This window comes from Shewanella sp. MTB7 (assembly GCF_027571385.1).
Classification (GTDB): Bacteria; Pseudomonadota; Gammaproteobacteria; order Enterobacterales; family Shewanellaceae; genus Shewanella.
On record NZ_CP085636.1, the window covers coordinates 2,339,078 to 2,359,122 of the forward strand.

General features: G+C 44.2%; 16 protein-coding genes. 5 read left to right on the plus strand and 11 right to left on the minus strand.

Annotated elements, in window-relative coordinates; all coding sequences use genetic code 11:
• The first annotated feature begins 38 nt into the window (after nt 1-38).
• From HWQ47_RS10000 to HWQ47_RS10010, 3 genes are all read left to right on the plus strand, one after another.
• Nucleotides 39-1,019, plus strand: a complete 981-nt coding sequence (locus HWQ47_RS10000) for a transposase (protein ID WP_269970970.1) — start codon at nt 39-41, stop codon at nt 1,017-1,019.
• A 369-nt stretch (nt 1,020-1,388) separates the two neighbouring features.
• Nucleotides 1,389-2,417 (plus strand): serine hydrolase domain-containing protein, encoded by a 1,029-nt coding sequence (locus HWQ47_RS10005; RefSeq protein WP_269970971.1) that lies wholly within the window; start codon nt 1,389-1,391, stop codon nt 2,415-2,417.
• A 21-nt stretch (nt 2,418-2,438) separates the two neighbouring features.
• Nucleotides 2,439-2,717, plus strand: coding sequence for a hypothetical protein (locus HWQ47_RS10010; RefSeq protein WP_269970972.1), 279 nt, complete (start codon nt 2,439-2,441; stop codon nt 2,715-2,717).
• Between the two features lie 141 nt (nt 2,718-2,858).
• Here the strand turns inward: HWQ47_RS10010 and HWQ47_RS10015 are convergent, their stop codons facing one another.
• From HWQ47_RS10015 to HWQ47_RS10060, 10 genes are all read right to left on the minus strand, one after another.
• On the minus strand, nt 2,859-4,124 hold the full coding sequence (locus tag HWQ47_RS10015; protein ID WP_269970973.1) for an OmpP1/FadL family transporter: 1,266 nt from the start codon (nt 4,122-4,124) through the stop codon (nt 2,859-2,861).
• 348 nt (nt 4,125-4,472) lie between these two features.
• Nucleotides 4,473-5,924 (minus strand): sodium/proline symporter PutP, encoded by a 1,452-nt coding sequence (gene putP / locus HWQ47_RS10020; protein WP_269970974.1) that lies wholly within the window; start codon nt 5,922-5,924, stop codon nt 4,473-4,475.
• A gap of 157 nt (nt 5,925-6,081) precedes the next feature.
• Entirely contained in the window at nt 6,082-6,786 is a 705-nt protein-coding gene (locus tag HWQ47_RS10025) for a DUF3379 domain-containing protein (RefSeq protein ID WP_269970975.1), read from the minus strand.
• The gene (locus tag HWQ47_RS10030) at nt 6,779-7,342 is read right to left on the minus strand and encodes a sigma-70 family RNA polymerase sigma factor (protein WP_269971718.1); all 564 of its coding nucleotides are present in this window, start codon (nt 7,340-7,342) and stop codon (nt 6,779-6,781) included. Before HWQ47_RS10030 ends, HWQ47_RS10025 begins: the two co-directional genes overlap by 8 nt.
• 118 nt (nt 7,343-7,460) lie before the next feature.
• Nucleotides 7,461-9,104: a BatD family protein gene (locus tag HWQ47_RS10035; RefSeq protein WP_269970976.1), complete on the minus strand. Its 1,644-nt coding sequence runs from the start codon at nt 9,102-9,104 to the stop codon at nt 7,461-7,463.
• Between the two features lie 85 nt (nt 9,105-9,189).
• Nucleotides 9,190-11,166: a VWA domain-containing protein gene (locus HWQ47_RS10040; protein ID WP_269970977.1), complete on the minus strand. Its 1,977-nt coding sequence runs from the start codon at nt 11,164-11,166 to the stop codon at nt 9,190-9,192.
• Between the two features lie 2 nt (nt 11,167-11,168).
• Nucleotides 11,169-12,161: a vWA domain-containing protein gene (locus HWQ47_RS10045; protein WP_269970978.1), complete on the minus strand. Its 993-nt coding sequence runs from the start codon at nt 12,159-12,161 to the stop codon at nt 11,169-11,171.
• Complete coding sequence (locus HWQ47_RS10050) at nt 12,155-12,691, minus strand: DUF4381 domain-containing protein (protein WP_269970979.1); 537 nt, start codon at nt 12,689-12,691, stop codon at nt 12,155-12,157. The genes HWQ47_RS10045 and HWQ47_RS10050 overlap by 7 nt, the downstream gene beginning before the upstream one ends.
• Entirely contained in the window at nt 12,691-13,620 is a 930-nt protein-coding gene (locus HWQ47_RS10055; protein ID WP_269970980.1) for a DUF58 domain-containing protein, read from the minus strand. Before HWQ47_RS10055 ends, HWQ47_RS10050 begins: the two co-directional genes overlap by 1 nt.
• The gene (locus HWQ47_RS10060; RefSeq protein ID WP_269970981.1) at nt 13,621-14,577 is read right to left on the minus strand and encodes an AAA family ATPase; all 957 of its coding nucleotides are present in this window, start codon (nt 14,575-14,577) and stop codon (nt 13,621-13,623) included.
• A 422-nt stretch (nt 14,578-14,999) separates the two neighbouring features.
• Here HWQ47_RS10060 and fadI point away from each other — a divergent pair, with 422 nt between their 5' ends.
• A complete protein-coding gene (gene fadI, locus HWQ47_RS10065; protein ID WP_269970982.1) occupies nt 15,000-16,310 on the plus strand; it encodes an acetyl-CoA C-acyltransferase FadI in 1,311 nt (436 codons plus the stop codon).
• 6 nt (nt 16,311-16,316) lie between these two features.
• Complete coding sequence (gene fadJ / locus HWQ47_RS10070) at nt 16,317-18,455, plus strand: fatty acid oxidation complex subunit alpha FadJ (RefSeq protein ID WP_269970983.1); 2,139 nt, start codon at nt 16,317-16,319, stop codon at nt 18,453-18,455.
• Nucleotides 18,456-19,183: 728 nt separating this feature from the next.
• Here the strand turns inward: fadJ and HWQ47_RS10075 are convergent.
• Nucleotides 19,184-19,948: a hypothetical protein gene (locus HWQ47_RS10075; protein WP_269970984.1), complete on the minus strand. Its 765-nt coding sequence runs from the start codon at nt 19,946-19,948 to the stop codon at nt 19,184-19,186.
• Between the last annotated feature and the right edge of the window lie 97 nt (nt 19,949-20,045).

Genomic DNA, 20,045 nt, shown 5'->3' on the forward strand with positions numbered 1-20,045 from the left:
GACTAAGATTAAGTAAGCGTTGTAGAGGAGGGGTTGTTATGCCTACACCAAGGAAAGCACTAGTTAGTTTGGAAGATACATCCTATTATCACTGTGTATCTCGTTGTGTTAGAAAGGCTTTTTTATGCGGAGTTGATCGTTATACTGGTCAGTCATATGAGCATAGACGAGGCTGGGTTGAAAATCGACTGTTAGAGTTAGCTTCTGTGTTCGCTATCGATATTTGTGCCTATGTAGTGATGAGTAATCATATACATCTGGTATTGCGAGTTGATGCTGATTTGGTTCGAAGCTGGTCAGATATAGAAGTGGTGTCTCAATGGCAAAAGTTGTTCAAAGGCGATAGCCTTAATCATGACTTCATTAAAGGTGAAACACTTGAATCCTATCAACAAACCATCATCAATAAACGGGTTAAAGAGTATCGTATAAGGTTGATGGATATCTCGTGGTTCATGCGAGCATTGAATGAACCTATTGCCCGTAAAGCTAATGCTGAAGATAAGTGTAAAGGCCGATTTTGGGAGGGGAGGTTTAAGTCCCAAGCGCTACTTGATGAAACCGCGGTTCTTGCTTGCATGGCATATGTCGATTTAAACCCGATACGCGCAAAAATAGCCAAGACGCCAGACACTTCCGATTTCACCAGCATTCAAAGACGCATTAAGGCAGCTATGAAAGGTGAGCAACCAACGTCATTGTTACCGTTTGTAGGGGACGAGCGGAAAGATATGGTCAACGGGTTGATGTTTAATGCTAAGGACTATCTGCAACTTGTTGATGATACAGGGCGAATAATCAGAAGTGATAAACGTGGGGCTATTACTCAAAGTTCACTACAGTTGCTAGATAGGCTTAACCTCCCCCAAGAAAACTGGTTGAAAATCACCAGTGAATTTACCAAGCTATTTAAAGGCGCCGTAGGAACACTTCAAGAGCTTGATGCTTATTGCGAACACTCAGAACGCAAACGAAGGCAAGGAGCAGCTAACTGCCACCGATGGTTAGATAGCGCATAACAACTCTATAAATCACATACCCATTCTATAACCAAGCAGCCGTTTGGCACTTTTTATGTTTGAATTTCAGGTAAATAGTCGATAGTTTATAGATAGTTGAGTTTTTAGTGAATAGATTCCCCTTTCATTATGATTGATGGGAGGAATAATCCCCTTCAGTCATTTGAAATGAGGTACTGTTAGATAGAAATTAAAATGGATGTCTTTGTTATTTTGGAAATTAAAATGGATGTCTTTGTTATTTTGTTATTTTGTTTGTTATTTTTTCTAACATTTATCTAACTGCAGGATTAAGCATCTCTATTCCGGGTGCCGGTATCAATGATGCCGCTGGAGGAAATGCCCCTGACTGGAAAGGAGGATTCATCAATGTCGTCTTCAACTACTAAAATCGTATTCACACTCTCTGTTTTAGCCGTCACCTTTGTCTCGAACATCTGGGCTCATGAGGTGGCGTCGGCTCCTCTGACTGACAGCGAGTCTAATCCCATCAAACTTGGTTGGATGCAGGGATTTCCGCCACCTCAGGATAAGCTCATCATGCAGCCAGAGTCGGACTTCTTCAGCTTTCCGAAGATGCGCTGGACCGTTTGTCACATCCGTGAACTGATGCCCACTAAAGAAGTGAGCAGAGGCATCGGGGTGCCCGTTCCGATGGCCTATGCCCTAGATAGTGGCATTGACTCAGTCACGTTCAAACCTCTCGGCAGTAATAAGTCCATGACTTGGAAGGCGTCGTTATCGGTAAACTACACAGATGGAATGCTCGTGCTGCATAAGGGGCGGATCGTTTACGAAGCATATTCTGACTGCCTCAACGACATGGGTAAACATGCCGCCATGTCGATGACCAAGTCCCTTACAGGCCTGCTTGCTGAGATCCTTGTCGTTGAGGGGTTACTCAACCCTACTGCCAAGGTTGCAACCATCATCCCTGAACTCAAGGACAGCGCGTTTGGTAGTGCCACCGTGCGACAAGTCATGGATATGACCACATCACTTAAGTACAGTGAGGACTATGGGAATCCAAACGCAGATATCTGGGTTTACTCAAAGGCAGCTAGCCCTTTACCGAAATCGAATGGCTATAAAGGCCCCAACGGTTATTTCGAATATCTGCAAACCCTTAAACAAGACGACATCAAGCACGGCGAGGCTTTCGGTTACAAAACAGTCAACTCTGATGCACTTGGTTGGATTATATCCAAAGTCACAGGAAAAGATATTGCTAGTCTACTGTCTGAGCGGATCTGGATGAAAATGGGAGCAGAGCAGGATGGCTATATGACCGTAGACGCCAAGGGGATCCCTTTCGCGGGCGGTGGATTGAGTGCTGGCTTACGTGACTTGGGTCGAATCGGGCAATTAATGCTGAACAGCGGAAAGATCAATGGGTAGAGGTTATTCCCACAAGAGGTGGTGGAAAATATTCGGGTCGGTGGCGACAAGAAAGCTTTTGCGAAGGCTGGATACAAAACACTTGAAGGCGGCAGTTATCACAGCATGTGGTGGGTCATGCACAACGAGCATGGTGCTTTTGCTGCGAGGGGTGTACATGGGCAGACCATTTATGTGGATCCGGTCGCTGAAATGGTTATCGTGCGGTTCTCGTCTTTTCCTTCGGCTGCAAACTCGAAGATTGACCCAACCTCGTTACCAGCCTATCAAGCTGTAGCCAAGTATCTTATGAAGGATTAAAGGGGAGGGAGTTTGAGGAAAAGAAAACGGCCAAGGTAGGCCGCTTAACAACACAATATAGAACGGTATTCAACTAAAATAAGATTAACTGAATGCCGCTAGCACTTAAGTGCGCTCAACTGGAATCACTAAACTAAAAGATTAGAACTTGTAGTTGTATTGCATTGAGTAGTAAGTTGCATTTGACGTTGTCGTAGCATTGATTGGGCCAAGAATTTCACTTACTTCAGTTAGGTGAGTTTCTTCGCCGCGAACGAATGCGATACCGAAATCAAGGCTAGTGTGGTTAGATAGGGTGTATGTCGCCCCCATAGTGTACCACTGACGGTCAGAGTCTGGGATTGAGATAGAGCTGACTTCACCTACTACACCTTGGTCGTGCATGTAACCTGCACGCAGTGTCCAGCTATCATTAAGTGTGTAAGTACCACCTACACTGAATAACCAAGAGTCATCCCAAGCATACTTTTTTAAAGGTATCTCACCTGGATCAAGAGTAATTTCGTGGAAGTCGCCCCAAGTTGTCATCTGCGCAGTGTAGTGCAGTGCAAACTTTTCTGTTAGCTGGTGGAAACCAGCAACCTGGAAGATATCTGGAAGGGGAATATTGATCTCTTGGTAATCAACAAAACTTGAGGTGACAGTACCATCAGCAGTGAACTCTGGGCTGAAGCGGTAGCTCACACCAAAACGGTTATCGTCATTGATTTCGTATACTGCGCCTACGATACCACCAAATGCGATCCCGTCAGCATCAACATCAACTAAGTCTACTGGAATATAAGTGCCATTTTCTCCAAATGGTAACTCACCAGAGCGAGTGAGTAAGCCAGAACCATAGATCACGTCTAGACCAGCACCCACGCTGAAGTGGTCGTTAATGCGGTATGACGCACTTAGGTTGAAGTTGATGGTAGTAACTTCAGTTTCACCTAGTAAGTCGACTGGTGCTGGTACTTTTCCAAATCCAGGGATCTCTACAGGCTTAGCTAGATCACCCGTATCAGTACCGGTACCGAAGTTACTGAACATAGCCACGCCGTAAGCGAACTTGTCGTTTACTGGGCTAACATAATAAAAGTTAGGGATGATTTTTGCTTCTGCTCCGTCATCGACTCCACCGTAGTGAATATCACCCATGGCAACATCTTTAACTTCAACTTGTACATCAGCATAAGTGACACCCATTGAAAGTTGTTTTTCATCAAACAATGCCATCGCGGCTGGGTTACGGGAAAGCACTGATGCGTTATCAGCTATGACGGCATCACCTGCAAATGCACGGCCAATCCCTGTTGCTGATTGGGCGTTTATCTGAAAGCCTGCTGCCATAGCTTGTGAGCTGGCAAGTGTTACGGCTACAGCTAGCATTGTTTTGTTAAAGCTCTTGTTGAAATTCTTCATCATAACTCTCAATTATTTACGGCCCCACTTTCTGATTGAATGTAAGACTCAATGTGGGATCCATTTATTAGACCAGTGCATAGTAGGGATGGATGTGACGGCCAACAACTCCGACCAGTTAGGTTTGCAAGTTGTGTTTTTGTTAATTTTAAGCAGATAAAAACAATGATAATAGCGGTGGTATTTTAATTAAGGGCTAAGGTGCTTATCTGTAGCAAGATTAAGGGATTGTGCGCATTTGAATAAAGGTTAACACCTTGTAAATCATAGCCTGAAAAATAAATAGTTATTTTGGCGTACACGTGTACGCCAAAATGAAGTTTATCGCTCTGAAAGCCTTATTTATACTATTTAAAGTTTTGAAGTAAATACTCTAAACTGTTCTTTTACAGCGTCCGATGGTGCTGAAATTCGACTGACTATGACACCCGTTAGCGTGGCAAAAATGAAGCCAGGTAAAATCTCATAGACATCAAAAATACCACCGGATAATTGTTTCCAAACGACAACAGTTACAGCACCAACAACGATAGTGGCGACTGCGCCGTTACGGCTATAATCTTTCCAGAAAAGTGAGAGCAGTACCACAGGACCGAATGCCGCACCAAAACCTGCCCAAGCGTAGCTTACTAGACCAAGTACACTGCTTTCTGGGTTAAGAGCAACGATACCAGCGATAACAGCAATGACCAGTACACCGATCCGGCCAACTAACATCAGCTCTTTACTGCTCGCTTCTGGTCGTAACCACTTTTTGTAGAAGTCTTCGGTGATCACGCTCGAACAGACTAACAGCTGAGAATCGATAGTACTCATAATTGCTGAAAGAATAGCGGCGATAAGCAGACCACCGATCCAAGGATTAAATGCGGCGTGGGCCAAATGAATGAATACAGTCTCAGGATTAGTCAGTGGCTCGCTGGCAAAATACAGACTTCCTGCTATCCCAGTTGCTAAGGCCCCAACCAGCGCTATCAGCATCCAACTCATGGCGATACGGCGGGATAATGGAATATCGTTGGGGTTTTTTATTGCCATAAAGCGTGAAAGTATGTGGGGTTGACCAAAGTATCCCAGTCCCCAGGCGAGCAATGAAATTAAACCAATAAAGGTCGTGTTTTCATTAAACATCGTTAGCATTGCAGGATCGATAGCATCGAGAGCACTTTGTGTTTGAGGCTGGGAAAAAATGGCGACAGGCACGATTAACAGTGCAATTAACATTAAGCAACCCTGAAAGAAATCGGTCCAGCTGACTGCTAAAAAACCACCTACGAAGGTGTATGCGACTATGATGCTTGAGCCGATGATTAGGGCTAAGGTGTAGTCCAAACCAAATACTTTTTCAAACAGTATTGCACCACCAACCATACCTGATGAGGCATAGAAGGTGAAAAAAACCAAGATGGTGATGGCTGAGACAAGCTTGATTAATCCCTTGCTGTCCTCAAAACGTTTTTCAAAAAAGTCGGGTAAGGTGAGTGCATTGTCGGTAAATTCGGTATAAACACGTAAGCGCTGCGCAACGAACAACCAGTTTAACCAAGCACCAAATACTAAACCAATGCCGATCCAAGCTTCTCCTAAACCACCGAGGTAAATTGCACCGGGTAAACCGAGAAGTAGCCATCCTGACATGTCAGATGCGCCAACACTTAAGGCAGTAACAGCTGGACCCATGCCCCTGCCACCTAGAATATAGTCGTCGACAGAGTCGGTGGCTTTATAGGCCCAAAGACCGATCCCCATCATGAGGGAGAGGTAGCCGATAAAGGTAATTAAGATAGGTAGTTCAATGCTCATGCTATTGCCATTTCTTGTTATTTTTAAATGTGAGCGACATGCTAGCAGATGTTAGAGGTGAATCTCAAACTGGATGTGAAGTGTGATGTGGAACTTGCTGATGATATGACCTGTCGCGATAAAATATGGTGATAGGTCATATCATCAGTTAAATACGTTAGATGAACGTTTGCTCAACCTCTTTTTTAACGAAATTAATATCTTCGCTTGTCTCGCCCACAAGCAACATATAGGCGTTATCTTTGACAAAACCATTGCCTTTGTACTTATTATCGGCAAAGGCTGCTTCAAGCACCATACGGTGCTCTACTGGTACAATAAAGAGTGTGACCTTACTGTGCTCACCTTGCATAACTAAATGTAAACTTTGAACCCCTTGAAAGTCACAAAAAGTGCTGTAATAAACCTTACCAGGTTGCTGAGTAAAATGAGAATTACCTAAGGTACCTAACGAAGCCAGTTGAAAGTTAACATCAGAGTACTTGACGTTATTATCCGCCTCCATTGCTTTTGTTTCATGGTAAACATGAGCCAGTGCATGTTGACCCAAATCAACCGGAGCCATTCTTAACAGAGTGAAGCTAATTCCAGCTATAAATGCGACAGAAGCGACCATCGCCAGGGTAAACCCAGAACGTCTACGTTGATATTGATGTTGATGTAGCTGTTGATTAAGTAATAGTTTTGCCGCGAGATCTTCGGGGACATCTATGTTTAATGCTCGCTCTATTTTGCAGTCTAGCTTTTTAAGGTCATTAACGAATGCCTCTTGCTCCACCGAGTTATGCATCTCAGACAAAAAGTCTGGATCTTGGCTGTTAGGATCGCCATAAGCCTGTCGTCTAAATTTCAGCTCATCCATTGGATTGACCTCGTACTTGGGGTTGTTCTAATACATCTTTCAATTGGTTACGTGCTCTAAATAATCTGGTCATCACCGTATTACGGTTTAGATCTAAAATTCCTGCTATCTCTTCACCACTAAACCCACCAATAATTTGCAAAAGAAGTGGCTCACGGTACTCAATTTCTAGTTTGGCAATTTGCTTACGGATCAGGTATTGCTCTGCCTGCTCTTCAGAACTGGAGGAGATATGATCTTCAAGACTCTCTTGTTCTACATCGGAATAGTTAAATTGTTTACGTTCAAAACGTCGGGCATTTTCGCGCCTAAGAATAGTGATAAGCCATGCCTTAGCTGCCTTATCATCTTTCAAAGACTCGAGTGAACGCCACGCCCGTAAAAACGTTTCTTGAGTGATATCCTCCGCCACATGTTTATCGCCGCATAGCCAATAGCCATAGCGGAAGATATCTGAGTGGAGTGCCCTGACAAGGCTATCGTATCGTCTTTGTTTACTTACCATGTCTGAATTGACCGTGGTAGTTGATTTTTTATTTCGCGAGAAATTAAACATTTTCGAATTCATGCTGGTTTCAAGTAGCGACAACTGTATGAGTTAGCTTAACCTTATGAACACTAAGTGCAAGAGGTTAATGCAAAGTTAACCTCTTGTGCTCGTGTTTAAAGCTGTGTTAGCTAGGGTTTAGTTTTGCTAGTGGGCTGTGATTTTTTTGTGCTCTTGGGTGCGGTGTAGATTTGACCGCCGATAAAATTAGCGCATAATCCAGCTCGGTCTTACTGCGGCTAAATGCACTTATTTGCAGCTCATTAATGGCAGTGTTAAGCGTCTCTGATAAAGCTGCGATCTCATTGAGTGTCATGGTTTGTTTGTAAGTTTCACTGAAGTATATTTGCAATGTCGAAAGCACTTTTCCGACTTCTTTCTCGTGGCAGGCAACTTCAAATTGTTGTAATGCTGAATCAGTAGGTTTAGCAACATTGGGAGTGGATGTATCATTAACGTTAGGCTTGCCTATGCTTGGCCGTGTAAGTGCTTTACGCCACAGGATCACAGTGATTATCCATAAGGTGGCAAACAGCAGAGTTAACCATGGCCAGAATCCGTTCGTTGATGAAGTTTGAGTCTCAAAGTCTAGAACTGGCAACTCACTTGCTATATTTTGATTGCTAATCACCTTAATAGTACGGGCGGGTAAGCTTGCAAGTTCCTGTTGCTTGGTGAAGGGGTTCCACCACGGGACGCGGATTTCGGGTAAAGTATAAATGCCTGCTTTGGTCGGGACTATTGCCAATGTTTGTGTCAGTTGAGAGACCATCTGTTTATCACGGAGAAAGGTTTTTCTTAGGGATTTTTCTGGATAGCTTTTTAACTCAGGAGGAAGCTGAATCGTTAATTCTGGTAAACTGGTTTCATCTGTGTTGGAAGCTAACAAGTTAATGGTACGAGTGATCGGCGTACCGACCTCATACTCTTGAGGCTCGGTAGGCCAATCTTCATTGAGCGCAACGAGATCCGAAACTAACCACTCTCCGTGAAATTCATTAGGTATTGGGTTGATCAATATGATCTCTTTGGGTGCCTTTGCTTGCATGGGCTTGCTTTCATTAAAGGAAAACATGCCACCACGTCTTGATGATTGCACTAAAACATCACCAGAGAAACCAGCGCCGTCGATGGTCAGCTCTCCAGGTTGATCGGCGATGATGCTATAGGTTCGCTCAATGACTCGATAGCGCTTTCCATTAACTATTTCGGTTTTATCAATATCTTCACCGAGCTGCTTGATTTGCGCCCCATCAGGTGTTGGCGCACTGAGCACGCCTCGTTGCAGATCCACTGCCAGATAAAGTTTAACCTTGTAGGTGATCATCTGACCCACATAAGCTTCATCTGTCGATAAGGTGCCGCGAATAAACAGACTTTCCATCTGTTCAGGTTGACTATTGGCGGTAACGACTGCCAATGAAATAGGGGCGGAGCTAACACCATCGATGGTCAATGCTGGGATCTGAACATTACCAGCGTGCAATGGAGCGAGCAGAACCTGCCAGGTGGTTTTTCTACTCGCATCGAAATTAATAATTTGAGTATTGCGGCTGACACTGGTCCGTCCGACAATAAAGTCTTTAAGTAGGGCTGAAGTATCCAACTTTCCTGTACTGACGTCATCGTCAGCTTCAATGGTCAGCACCAAATATTGTCCCTCGACGGCGGGGTTACGGTCGACGCTGGCTTCGATGCTAGTCAGGGCAAAGCTAGGGAAAGAGGTTGATAGCGTAATGAGGGCTAAAAGAAAAAGTTGTCGTATTAGCACTGTTCGAGATCCTTTGAAATCATATTGAAACCCATGGAAGATATAATATCTTGCTGATTTATATTAAGTAATAGCTTATTAGTATCTACCACTGTTCATGCTCCTTAGATGTTAAGCCTTGCATACGACGTTTCTGATACTCCAGTTGCATCTTATTTCTAAGTAACACTTGAGGGTCATCGACTAAGCCACGCATTGCTCGCTCCATTTCTGGTGTCAGGTCTTCAGGTCCGGATACAGCCTGTGCTGTTTGAGCTTGTTGCTCATTGCCATCAGCTTGGTTTTCATCTTGATTCTGCTGTGGGGCTTGAGCTTCTGCAGTTTGCTCTTGTGCAGCATTTTTTTCCTCTTCAGCTTTAGCTGTCTGCTGGGCTTCAGGGGATTGCTTTGGTTGATCATCAGCGTTCTGAGGCTCATCCTGTTTTTGATTAGGATCCGCTTGCATCTCTGCCTCGTTATCTTGCTCTTGGGATGATTGCTGCTCATTTTGATCTGAATCTGATTGTTCAGAGTTCTGCTGCTGTTCTTTACTATTTTGTTCTGAACCTTGCTCTTGATCTGACTGTTGGTCCTGATCTTTGCCTTTATCTTGTTCGGACTCTTTGTTCTGATCCGATTGCTGATCTTGGTTTTGCTTGTCGTCTTTGTCTTTCTGATCTGAATCTTCATTCTTGTCAGAATTGTCGCTCTTATCTGAGTCGCTTTCAGGCTTATCTTGTTTTTGCTGGGCTAATTTTTCTGCAAGTTGGTGATTGTCTTCTGCACCTTCAAGATTAGGGTCGAGTTCAAGTGCACTTGAATAGCGTTTTGCAGCTTCTTCAAATTCGCCTTTTTGCATCAGAGCGTTGCCTTGGTTATAGAGACCAAATGCGCTGCTATCTTGTTCAAATAAACTGAGTGCCTCGTCATACTCGCCGGCTTTATAGTGAGCACTCGCCTGCCACTGAGGAGAGGTGAAGGTAGTCGATGCATTGGTGTAATCTTGTGTTTTATAAGCCTGCATGCCTTGTTGATCTTTGGTTTTCCATAAATCATCCCAAGTGGAAGCTTCAACAGGGGAGGGCTGATAAATAGCAAAAACCAGTATGGAGGCGACTAAACCGTGTCTAAAACTCAAGAGTACTGGGAGCAGTAGCAATAAAGCGATGTAGGGACCTGCATCTTGCCAGACTTCGCCGTTAAGCTCTGTGGCTTTAGTGTCGCCACTTGTGTCTAACCATGAGGTTAATTGTTGTAAATCAGCGCCATCGCTTCGAAAGGGAACCAAAATGCCATCAGCGCTTTGGGTTAGTTCATTGAGCTGTGAATAATCTGTTTTGGCAATCACCACCTGATCGCTTCTATCGCGCAATAGTTGCCCTCCAGGTAAACGGATAGGCGAGCCTTGTTTACTGCCTAATGCCAATATTGAAAGGCGGTATTGCGTGCCTTGCAGTACTTTTTTAGCTGCATTAATCTGATTTGTGCTTACCCCATCGGTAAGTAAAATAATATCGCCACGAATATGGCCACCCTGCGTAAGAAGGCTTTTTCCTTGTGCTAATGCTGCGGGCAGGTTCGACCCTCTCACTGGCATTATGTCCGGTGAAAGAGTGGGTAATAAGTTGAGTAATGTCGCTCTGTCTCGCGTCAGTGGACTGATGGTAAACGCATCGCCAGCATAGGCGATAAGTCCTGTCTCTCCCTCTGTTAAAGCTTCAATCAGATCCGTTGCTTTAAATTTTGCCTGGGTCAGTCTATTGGGGGACAGATCCGTTGCGTACATCGACAGGGACATATCCATGATAATGACTCGACCTTGTGCAGCTTCATAAACGGGTAAAGATTGCTTAGATATTGCTGGTCCAGAAAGTGCAAGCACGGCAATAAACCAAGATACAGCGAGATAACCTAGATTGCTACGTTTAACTTGTTGGCTTTTTGATACTAAAAAATTGGCTAGATGGGGGGAGATATAGTGACTCCAGTTGGAGTTTAATCGCTCGCTCTTCCAGATCAATATTAAGATGATAAGCAAAGGTAGTAGCGCGAAAAACCATTCGGGGCGTAGGAAATGCAACATGATTATTTTTTACCCCAGTTCATATTTAAGCGTCTTATCATCGGAAGTTGAGATAAGGTCATTAAGATGCTGACGAATAATGCCACTGCTAATGGCAGATAAAAAAGCTCTGATTGAGGGCGGTAGCTGATTTGATCTCGGCTAATCGGCTCAAGTTTATCTATCTCTTGGTAGATTTGTTCTAACTCTTGGGCATTTCTGGCTCGAAAGTATTGACCACCCGTGGTTTCAGCCAGTGAAGTGAGCTGGTTTTCATCCAGATCCATTGATGGATTGACTTGCTCTTTACCAAATAGGGTTCGACGCTCCATCACATCAGCGCCTACTCCAATGGAATATATTTTGATCCCACGTTTAGCCGCAATTTGTGCCGCTTGCTCTGGAGATATTGAGCCTGAGTTATTAGAACCATCGGTTAACAGGATTAATACACGGTTACTTTCTTCAACCAAATCGAAACGTTTCACCCCTAGGGCGATAGCTTCGCCTATTGCCGTTTGTTTGCCGACTAATCCAATTTGGGCTTCTTTAAGGAACTGTGCAACCGAGCGCCTATCTTGGGTTAATGGGGCTTGAAGGTAAGCATGATCAGCAAATAAAATGAGTCCAAGCTTGTCACCTTTGCGACGCTCGATAAAATCACTAACTACACTCTGAACCATGGTAAATCGATTGACGGTTTGCCCTTCAAGTACCATATCTTCAATCTGCATGCTACCAGAGAGATCAACCGCCACCATAAGGTCACGACCTTTGCTCGGTAGCTCGATAGGATCACCCATCCACAGTGGACGAGCAACGGCGACAATCAATAACATCCACACTAGCCAGTAAGCTTTACGGGATGCTGGGGCTTGTTCTATCTGTTGACTGCCATTTTGAACGATACCAGGAAGGTGTAAATGACCACTAATCTCTACATCTTGCTGTTTTTTCCGAAATATTAAGGGTAAAGGTAACAGTAGAAGTAACCATGCCCATGCGAGTGTTAGCATTTAACTTCTTGCTCCTGCTTCTGTGCATATTGTTGTGATTGTGAGTGGTTACTTGTCTTCGCGGTGAGGGGCAAAGCCTCTTTTAGCCAGAGTTTGGCTAACTGTTTCAATTCTTGGGCCTCATCGGTTGTTAGCCCTTGCTTTTGGTAACGCAGGTCTAAAAGTCGATGTAGTGCTGGTGTTGCATGCTTCACTTGCTGATCCATCCAGGCGTACCAAATTTGTCCCTGCAATCCAGCGACTTGTTCTCGTGGAAGGTAGCTGATGGCGGCACGTTTAATTAAGGTATTTATGTCAACAGAGATATTTGCGCTGTTGATATCGAGAAGTTCGAGTTCAATGATGACTGCCCGCTTTGCTGCTGCGCGTTTGTATCTACGTGTTAGCCAGACGACGCTGAAGATAAGAGTACTTACCAGTATCAAGAGCACTAGCCAGTAGCCGAGGGCTATAGGCCAGTTCTCTACTATTGCTGGAGTGTGGATATCTTTTAATGCTTCTAGTGCTGGATTAATCGCTGTTGCTTGCATTATCTTAATGCCCCTAACTGATCGTTTAAACTTTTCCCAGCATCTATAAAACGGGTCTGAACATTCAGTTTTTGCATCATGTCAGTAAAGTGAGTTTGTGAACTGAGTTGTTTTTTCAACCAGGCATCATAACCCGCTCTATTAAGCGTCACCTCTTTATTGCCCTCTTTGACTGGCAGTTGGAACTGTTTGGGCAAAGCTAACGTGCCTTGTCTTAAAGGATCGGTTATGAGAAAAGCCCCCATATCACAGTGACGCTTGAGATCAGACAATGGTGCAAGGCAGGCTTCATTGAAGTTACTGCCGTCGCTGATTATCCAGATTAAAGAGCCGGGTTTTGCGATGCGCCTTAGTCGCTGACATGCACGAAACAGATGTTCTGGTTCAGCTTGATACTCTGAAAGTTGACTCAACTGTTTTTCATGTAACGATTTGATCCCTGAGATAAGCTGCAAGATGCCTTGTTGACGGCTTCTGGGTTTTAACTCCAGATGTTCTTTCTCTGTGGCAATCAGGGCACCGAGTCGATCGCCATGTTGAATCGCACTCCAGCCTAACGTGGTGGCTAAGTGTGCGGCTTGTACTGATTGAAGTAATAAGCTTGAACCAAAATAGAGGCTGTGGCTAAGATCCAGTAAGATAAGTACCGGACGTTCACGCTCCTCTACAAATAACTTAGTGTGCACCTTGCCTGTTCGAGCAGTGACTCGCCAGTCAATGGTTCGCACATCATCACCAGGTTGATAATGACGCACCTCTGCGAACTCCATTCCCCGACCTTTGATTAAGCTGGCTCTGTGGCCCGCTAAATTAGCACGCGCCTTAGATCTCTTTTCTGGTAAAGCTCTGGCGATGGTTTGACAAGCCAACAGCTCTTTTTGTGTCAGGTTAACCCCGTCAGAAAAAAGCGGTAGTCTAGTATCGGCCATTTAAGGTACCGCAACTTGAGATAGAATATGGTTAATCACATGATCGCTGGTGATACCTTCAGCTTGTGCCTGATAGCTCAATAGCAGTCGGTGTCTTAATACGTTAGGTGCAACGGCTTGAATATCTTCAGGTGACACAAAATCACGTTCATATAACCAGGCACGGGCACGGGCACAGCGCTCAAGAGCTAAGCTTGCACGTGGACTGACGCCATATTCGAGCCAAGAGGCTAGCTCATCACTGAATTTTTGTGGTTGACGCGTTGCCATAATAATATTGACGATGTAATGTTCAAGAGGTTCAGCAAGATAAAGTTCAAGAGACTCTTCACGGGCCTCAAAAATATCTTTCTGAATAATAGGCTCAACGGTGGGCGCATCTTGTTTAAGTGCTTCCTTGCGAGACATACGCATGATTTGAAGTTCTGTCTCAGCACTGGGGTAATCAAGATTAAGATGCATTAAAAAACGATCCAACTGAGCCTCGGGGAGAGGGTAGGTGCCTTCGTTCTCTAATGGGTTCTGAGTGGCCATCACTAAAAAGAGCTCAGGTAGTTTGTAACTGTTCTTTCCTACTGTGACCTGACCCTCTGCCATCGCTTCAAGCAGTGCCGATTGCACTTTTGCTGGAGCCCTGTTGATCTCATCGGCCAAGATAAGATTATGGAAGATAGGACCCGGTTCAAATTCGAAACTTGAAGTCTGGGCACGATAGATATCAGTACCAGTGAGATCCGCTGGCAATAGATCTGGGGTGAATTGAATCCGATGAAAATCCCCTTCGACACCATCACAAAGTGCTTTTACAGCACGGGTTTTAGCCAAACCTGGTGGCCCCTCAACCAGTAAGTGCCCATCAGCTATCAATGCTATTAGTAGGTTTTCGGTCAGGATGGGTTGTCCTAAAATGACCTTATTCAGGTATTCGCGTAATGCGTGAAATCGACTCAAAGGCATGATGATACTCGGTTATTTTAGTTTGTTTGGTTATAGACCATTAACATGGTAAAAAATTCCCATAGGGTTTGGCTAGTGCCAATTTACCATTTGTGTAAAAAGTGGTCATTATTGTATGGCTTATATAAACGCCAGTTTGTCGTTTGAGCTACATTTACATATTTTTTATAGGTTTAAATAGAACCATGGAGCTTCAGATAAGCTTCATTAAACATTGTTAATCCAGACTTTTATATATTTATTTTAAATGAAAACCAAACAAGTGTTTAAAACTTTATCGTAAGAAGTTAGAATCAGATCACATTTTAATGGTCAGACCTGTTATAAAGGATATCCGTTTATTGGGTCGGTTCGTTAATAGCCGCAGGGACATAATATCGTCGGCCGCTGAAACAGCGAGACGTATAAGAAGAGGGTGAAAAATGAGTCACAGACAACAGGTAACGAACGCTAAGGGCGATCGTATTGCGATAGTAACCGGGCTTAGAACGCCTTTTGCGAAGCAAGCCACCGCATTTCATGGTGTATCAGCATTAGATATGGGCAAGATGGTTGTCAATGAACTGCTTTCACGCTCAGAACTTGATCCTAAAGAGATACAACAACTAGTCTATGGACAAGTGGTGTTGATGCCTGCTGCACCCAATATTGCTCGTGAAATCGTGCTAGGCACGGGGATGGATGTCACCACCGATGCTTATAGTGTTACCCGTGCTTGCGCCACCAGTTTCCAGTCAACGGTGAATATAGCCGAATCGATTATGACAGGTAATATTGATATCGGCATTGCAGGTGGTGCAGATTCATCCTCTGTTGTGCCCATCGGAGTGTCAAAGAGGCTGGCCATTGCCTTGGTCGATCTTAATAAGGCGCGTACATTTAGCCAAAAATTGGCAATTTTCCGTCGTCTTGGATTAAAAGATCTTCTGCCCGTCCCACCAGCTGTTGCTGAGTTTTCAACTGGGCTGTCCATGGGGCAGACTGCTGAGCAGATGGCGAAAACCTACAACATTAGCCGCGCCGATCAAGATGCATTAGCGCATCGTTCTCACACACTAGCGACTGAAACCTGGAATGCGGGTCATCTGGCTCAAGAGGTGATGACGGCTCATGTTCCGCCTTATAAAAGCTTTATTGAGCGTGATAACAACATACGTGAAAACTCTTCGCTTGAATCCTATGCCAAGTTAAGACCTGCGTTCGATCGCAAACACGGTACAGTGACCGCTGCGACAAGTACGCCACTTACCGATGGTGCTTCAGCTGTTCTCTTGATGAGTGAAAGCCGTGCTAAGGCACTGGGTTATACGCCTATCGGTTATATAAAAAGTTACGCATTTAGTGCCATTGATGTGTGGGAAGATATGTTGATGGGACCCTCTTATGCGACCCCTTTGGCACTTAAGCGTGCAGGGATGGAGCTTGAAGATCTGACCTTGATAGAGATGCATGAAGCGTTTGCAGCACAAACATTAGCCAATATGCAGATGTTTGGTTCGAAAAAATTCGCCGCTGAAAAACTAGGTCGTAACCGTGCGATTGGTGAGATAGATATGAGCAAGTTTAACGTGCTAGGTGGCTCTCTTGCTTATGGTCATCCATTTGCAGCAACCGGAACTCGACTCATTACCCAAGTGTGTAATGAGCTTAAACGTCGCGGCGGCGGAACGGGATTAACGACCGCGTGTGCAGCGGGTGGTTTAGGTGCGGCAATGATAGTTGAAGTGGAGTAGATGATAATGGATAAGACATTTAAGTTAACTAAACGTGAAGATGGTATTGCCGTACTGACCATGGACGTCCCTGGTGAGACGATGAATACCCTAAGAGCTGAGTTTGGACCTGAAATCAGCCAAGTGTTAGCTGAGATTAAAAGCGACAGTAGCATTAAAGGTTTAGTGCTTATTTCTGGCAAAAAAGACTCTTTTGTCGCCGGCGCCGATATCTCAATGCTAGATGCATGTGAAACGGCGGCAGATGCAAAACAATTATCACAGCAAGGTCATCTTGTATTTAATGAACTTGAGTCATTAACCATTCCAGTCATTGCAGCAATCAATGGAGCTTGCCTTGGTGGCGGGCTTGAGTTGGCGCTAGCATGTCATCAGCGAGTGTGTAGTGATAACAATAAAACCATCATGGGTGTACCAGAAGTTCAGTTGGGGTTACTTCCTGGCGGTGGTGGAACACAAAGGTTGCCTAGGTTGGTTGGGATAACAACGGCACTAGATATGATGTTAACGGGTAAGCAGTTAAGACCTAAACAAGCATTAAAAATGGGATTAGTCGACGATATGGTACCTGAGTCAATATTACTGCAAACCGCAGTTGAGATGGCTCTGCAAGGTAAACGTGCGCCTAAGAAGCCTAAACTGTCATTGGTTAATCGCATACTTGAAGGATCTAACATTGGCCGAAATATTATTTTTGACCAAGCAGGAAAACAGGTACAGAAAAAGACCCAAGGCAACTTTCCTGCACCAGATAAAATTATTGACTGCGTTCGACAAGGTATGGCTAAAGGTATGGTGAAAGGGCTTGAAGTTGAAGCGGGTCACTTTTCCGAACTAGTGTTGTCTAAAGAATCTGCAGCACTAAGAAGTATCTTTTTTGCCACCACCGAGATGAAGAAAGAGAGTGGCGCAGGTGATGCCAAGCCACGCAATATCAAGAAAGTGATGGTATTGGGCGGCGGTTTGATGGGCGGTGGCATTGCCTCTGTCACAACGACTAAAGCCAAAATTCCAGCGCGTGTTAAAGATATCAGTGAGCAGGGGCTGAGTAATGCACTGTCATATGCTTACAAGTTGTTAGATAAAGGGGTAAAGCGTCGTCATATGACACCCGCTGTGCGAGATAATATCATGTCCTTAATGACAACAACGACTGAGTATAAAGGCATTAAAGACGCAGATATCGTGGTTGAAGCGGTATTTGAAGATTTAGCTCTAAAGCACCAGATGGTGAAAGACGTAGAGCGTGAATGTGGTGAGCACACTATTTTTGCATCGAACACCTCTTCATTACCTATCTCTCAAATTGCAGAAGCTGCCAGTCGCCCTGAAAATGTGATCGGTTTACATTACTTCTCTCCAGTCGAGAAAATGCCGCTCGTTGAAGTTATCGCCCATAAGAAAACATCGGCAGAAACAATTGCTACTACGGTTTCCTTTGCCCGTAAGCAAGGTAAAACACCGATTGTGGTTCAAGATGGTGCAGGCTTCTATGTGAACCGAATTTTGGCTCTGTATATGAACGAAGCTGCACAGCTTCTTCTTGAAGGTAAATCTGTTGAAAAATTAGATAAGGCGCTGGTTAAATTTGGTTTTCCAGTTGGCCCTATGACTCTACTTGATGAAGTTGGCATCGATGTTGGTGCTAAAATCTCACCTATTTTAGAGCGTGAGCTTGGGGAGCGCTTCAAGGCTCCAACAGCCTTTGATAAGCTACTTAGCGATGAACGTAAAGGTCGCAAGAATAACAAAGGCTTCTATCTTTATGGCAACAAAGCCAAGAAGGCTAAGCAAGTCGACACTTCTGTTTATGGAGTATTAGGCTTATCGATACCAGCTAATAGTGACGCTAACGCCAGTGAGCTTGCTGAAGTGTCACAGCGCTGCGTAGTACAGATGCTCAATGAGGCTGTTCGTTGTCTGGAGGAGGGGATCATTGCTTCACCAAGAGACGGTGATATAGGGGCTATTTTTGGCATTGGCTTCCCACCATTTCTTGGTGGGCCATTCCACTATATTGATACTTTAGGTGCCACAGAGTTGGTGACTAAACTTGAAGCTTATCAAGAACAATTTGGCGATAGGTTTGCACCATGTAATCGTCTGAAAGAGATGGCTTCGGGTAGTGAAAAGTTCTTCAATTAGATTTTGTGGCGGTAGCCTGAGCTGGTTTGTTGGGTTATTGCGACTTTTTCTGTTTAAAAATGCGGCAAGCTATTGCCGTTTTTTTTTTGCCTATACGGAAATAGTTAGCCTACTTTAGACGGTATTGTTATAGGTTACAGGTCAAGGCCCTGTGCAGATTGTATTGCCATATACTTCTAGTACACGGCTCTGTGTTACGGCAATTAGTGTTTCAGTGGCATGATGGGAGCAACTGATTCTTGCAAAGAACATGCTCTGGTATGTTCCCGACATACTTAAGACCATGGAGATCAGGTGTTGCGAATGCACGACTGGATGGTCTATTCTGTTCCATACAAAATGAGACATTTCTTCCTTTCCTTGGAAGTCAGATTCAGGAGGTAGAGTCACGCAGGAGTCGTTACTTAGGATGCTAGAGCCGAGCAGAAATTAATGACCTTGGCCTAGAGGCGCTAAACTCTCGCTGAGCGATCACATCTTTATACCGGTTGGTATAAAAGGGCTATCAATATAATCTCATTATGTAACGAATAAAAATGGAGCCTAGGCTCCATTTTTATCTCAGTAGTTCACATTTTAGCTGTTGAACTCTAATGCCACCACCCCTTGGCAGGGATAATTTCCAAGTGATTAAGCCCTTCAGGAAGTTGTACTTGTTTACGCTCTGTTTTATTGATAAAACCAAGAGCTTTCATTATTGAATCAAACATAATCATTCTCCTAGAATTTTAAGCAATGTCAGAGTTGATGAATTTAACATGTGGAACTCTGGCTGTTTGTAACGGCTTAAATTTAACATGTGGAACTCTGGCTGTTTGTAGCGGCTTAAACTTCACATGTGGAACTCTGGCTGTTTGTAGCGGCTTAAACTTCACATGTGGAACTCTAGCTGTTTGTAGCGGCTTAAACTTCACATGTGGAACTCTAGCTGTTTGTAGCGGCTTAAACTTCACATGTGGAACTCTAGCTGTTTGTAGCGGCTTAAACTTCACATGTGGAACTCTGGCTGTTTGTAGCGGCTTAAACTTCACATGTGGAACTCTGGCTGTTTGTAGCGGCTTAAACTTCACATGTGGAACTCTGGCTGTTTGTAGCGGCTTAAACTTCACATGTGGAACTCTGGCTGTTTGTAGCGGCTTAAACTTCACATGTGGAACTCTGGCTGTTTGTAGCGGCTTAAACTTCACATGTGGAACTCTGACTGTTTGTAGCGGCTTAAATTTCACATGTGGAACTCTGGCTGTTTGTAGCGGCTTAAACTTCACATGTGGAACTCTGGCTGTTTGTAGCGGCTTAAATTTCACATGTGGAACTCTGGCTGTTTGTAGCGGCTTAAACTTCACATGTGGAACTCTGGCTGTTTGTAGTGGCTTAAACTTCTCATGTGGAACGCTTGAAAGAAGTAACTGATTAGAATTCGTTGATGGGATGTCAAATGCCATAGTGGGTGCTGATAATATCAGGGCGATAGATGTAGCTAATACTTTAATCATATTATTCTTCTCTCAAGTTATTGAAAACACCAAATCATGTTTTCGAATTATTAAAGGTTGCCATTATTTTTGACACTTGAGATGAATGTTGCAGTTG

Excerpts from the sequence above, each read along its gene's own strand:
- HWQ47_RS10000 (WP_269970970.1), top strand. The coding sequence starts at position 39 with ATGCCTACACCAAGGAAAGCACTAGTTAGTTTGGAAGATACATCCTAT.
- HWQ47_RS10005 (WP_269970971.1), top strand. The coding sequence starts at position 1,389 with ATGTCGTCTTCAACTACTAAAATCGTATTCACACTCTCTGTTTTAGCC.
- HWQ47_RS10015 (WP_269970973.1), bottom strand. The coding sequence starts at position 4,124 with ATGATGAAGAATTTCAACAAGAGCTTTAACAAAACAATGCTAGCTGTA.
- putP (WP_269970974.1), bottom strand. The coding sequence starts at position 5,924 with ATGAGCATTGAACTACCTATCTTAATTACCTTTATCGGCTACCTCTCC.
- HWQ47_RS10025 (WP_269970975.1), bottom strand. The coding sequence starts at position 6,786 with ATGGATGAGCTGAAATTTAGACGACAGGCTTATGGCGATCCTAACAGC.
- HWQ47_RS10030 (WP_269971718.1), bottom strand. The coding sequence starts at position 7,342 with ATGTTTAATTTCTCGCGAAATAAAAAATCAACTACCACGGTCAATTCA.
- HWQ47_RS10040 (WP_269970977.1), bottom strand. The coding sequence starts at position 11,166 with ATGTTGCATTTCCTACGCCCCGAATGGTTTTTCGCGCTACTACCTTTG.
- HWQ47_RS10045 (WP_269970978.1), bottom strand. The coding sequence starts at position 12,161 with ATGCTAACACTCGCATGGGCATGGTTACTTCTACTGTTACCTTTACCC.
- HWQ47_RS10050 (WP_269970979.1), bottom strand. The coding sequence starts at position 12,691 with ATGCAAGCAACAGCGATTAATCCAGCACTAGAAGCATTAAAAGATATC.
- HWQ47_RS10055 (WP_269970980.1), bottom strand. The coding sequence starts at position 13,620 with ATGGCCGATACTAGACTACCGCTTTTTTCTGACGGGGTTAACCTGACA.
- HWQ47_RS10060 (WP_269970981.1), bottom strand. The coding sequence starts at position 14,577 with ATGCCTTTGAGTCGATTTCACGCATTACGCGAATACCTGAATAAGGTC.
- fadI (WP_269970982.1), top strand. The coding sequence starts at position 15,000 with ATGAGTCACAGACAACAGGTAACGAACGCTAAGGGCGATCGTATTGCG.
- fadJ (WP_269970983.1), top strand. The coding sequence starts at position 16,317 with ATGGATAAGACATTTAAGTTAACTAAACGTGAAGATGGTATTGCCGTA.
- HWQ47_RS10075 (WP_269970984.1), bottom strand. The coding sequence starts at position 19,948 with ATGATTAAAGTATTAGCTACATCTATCGCCCTGATATTATCAGCACCC.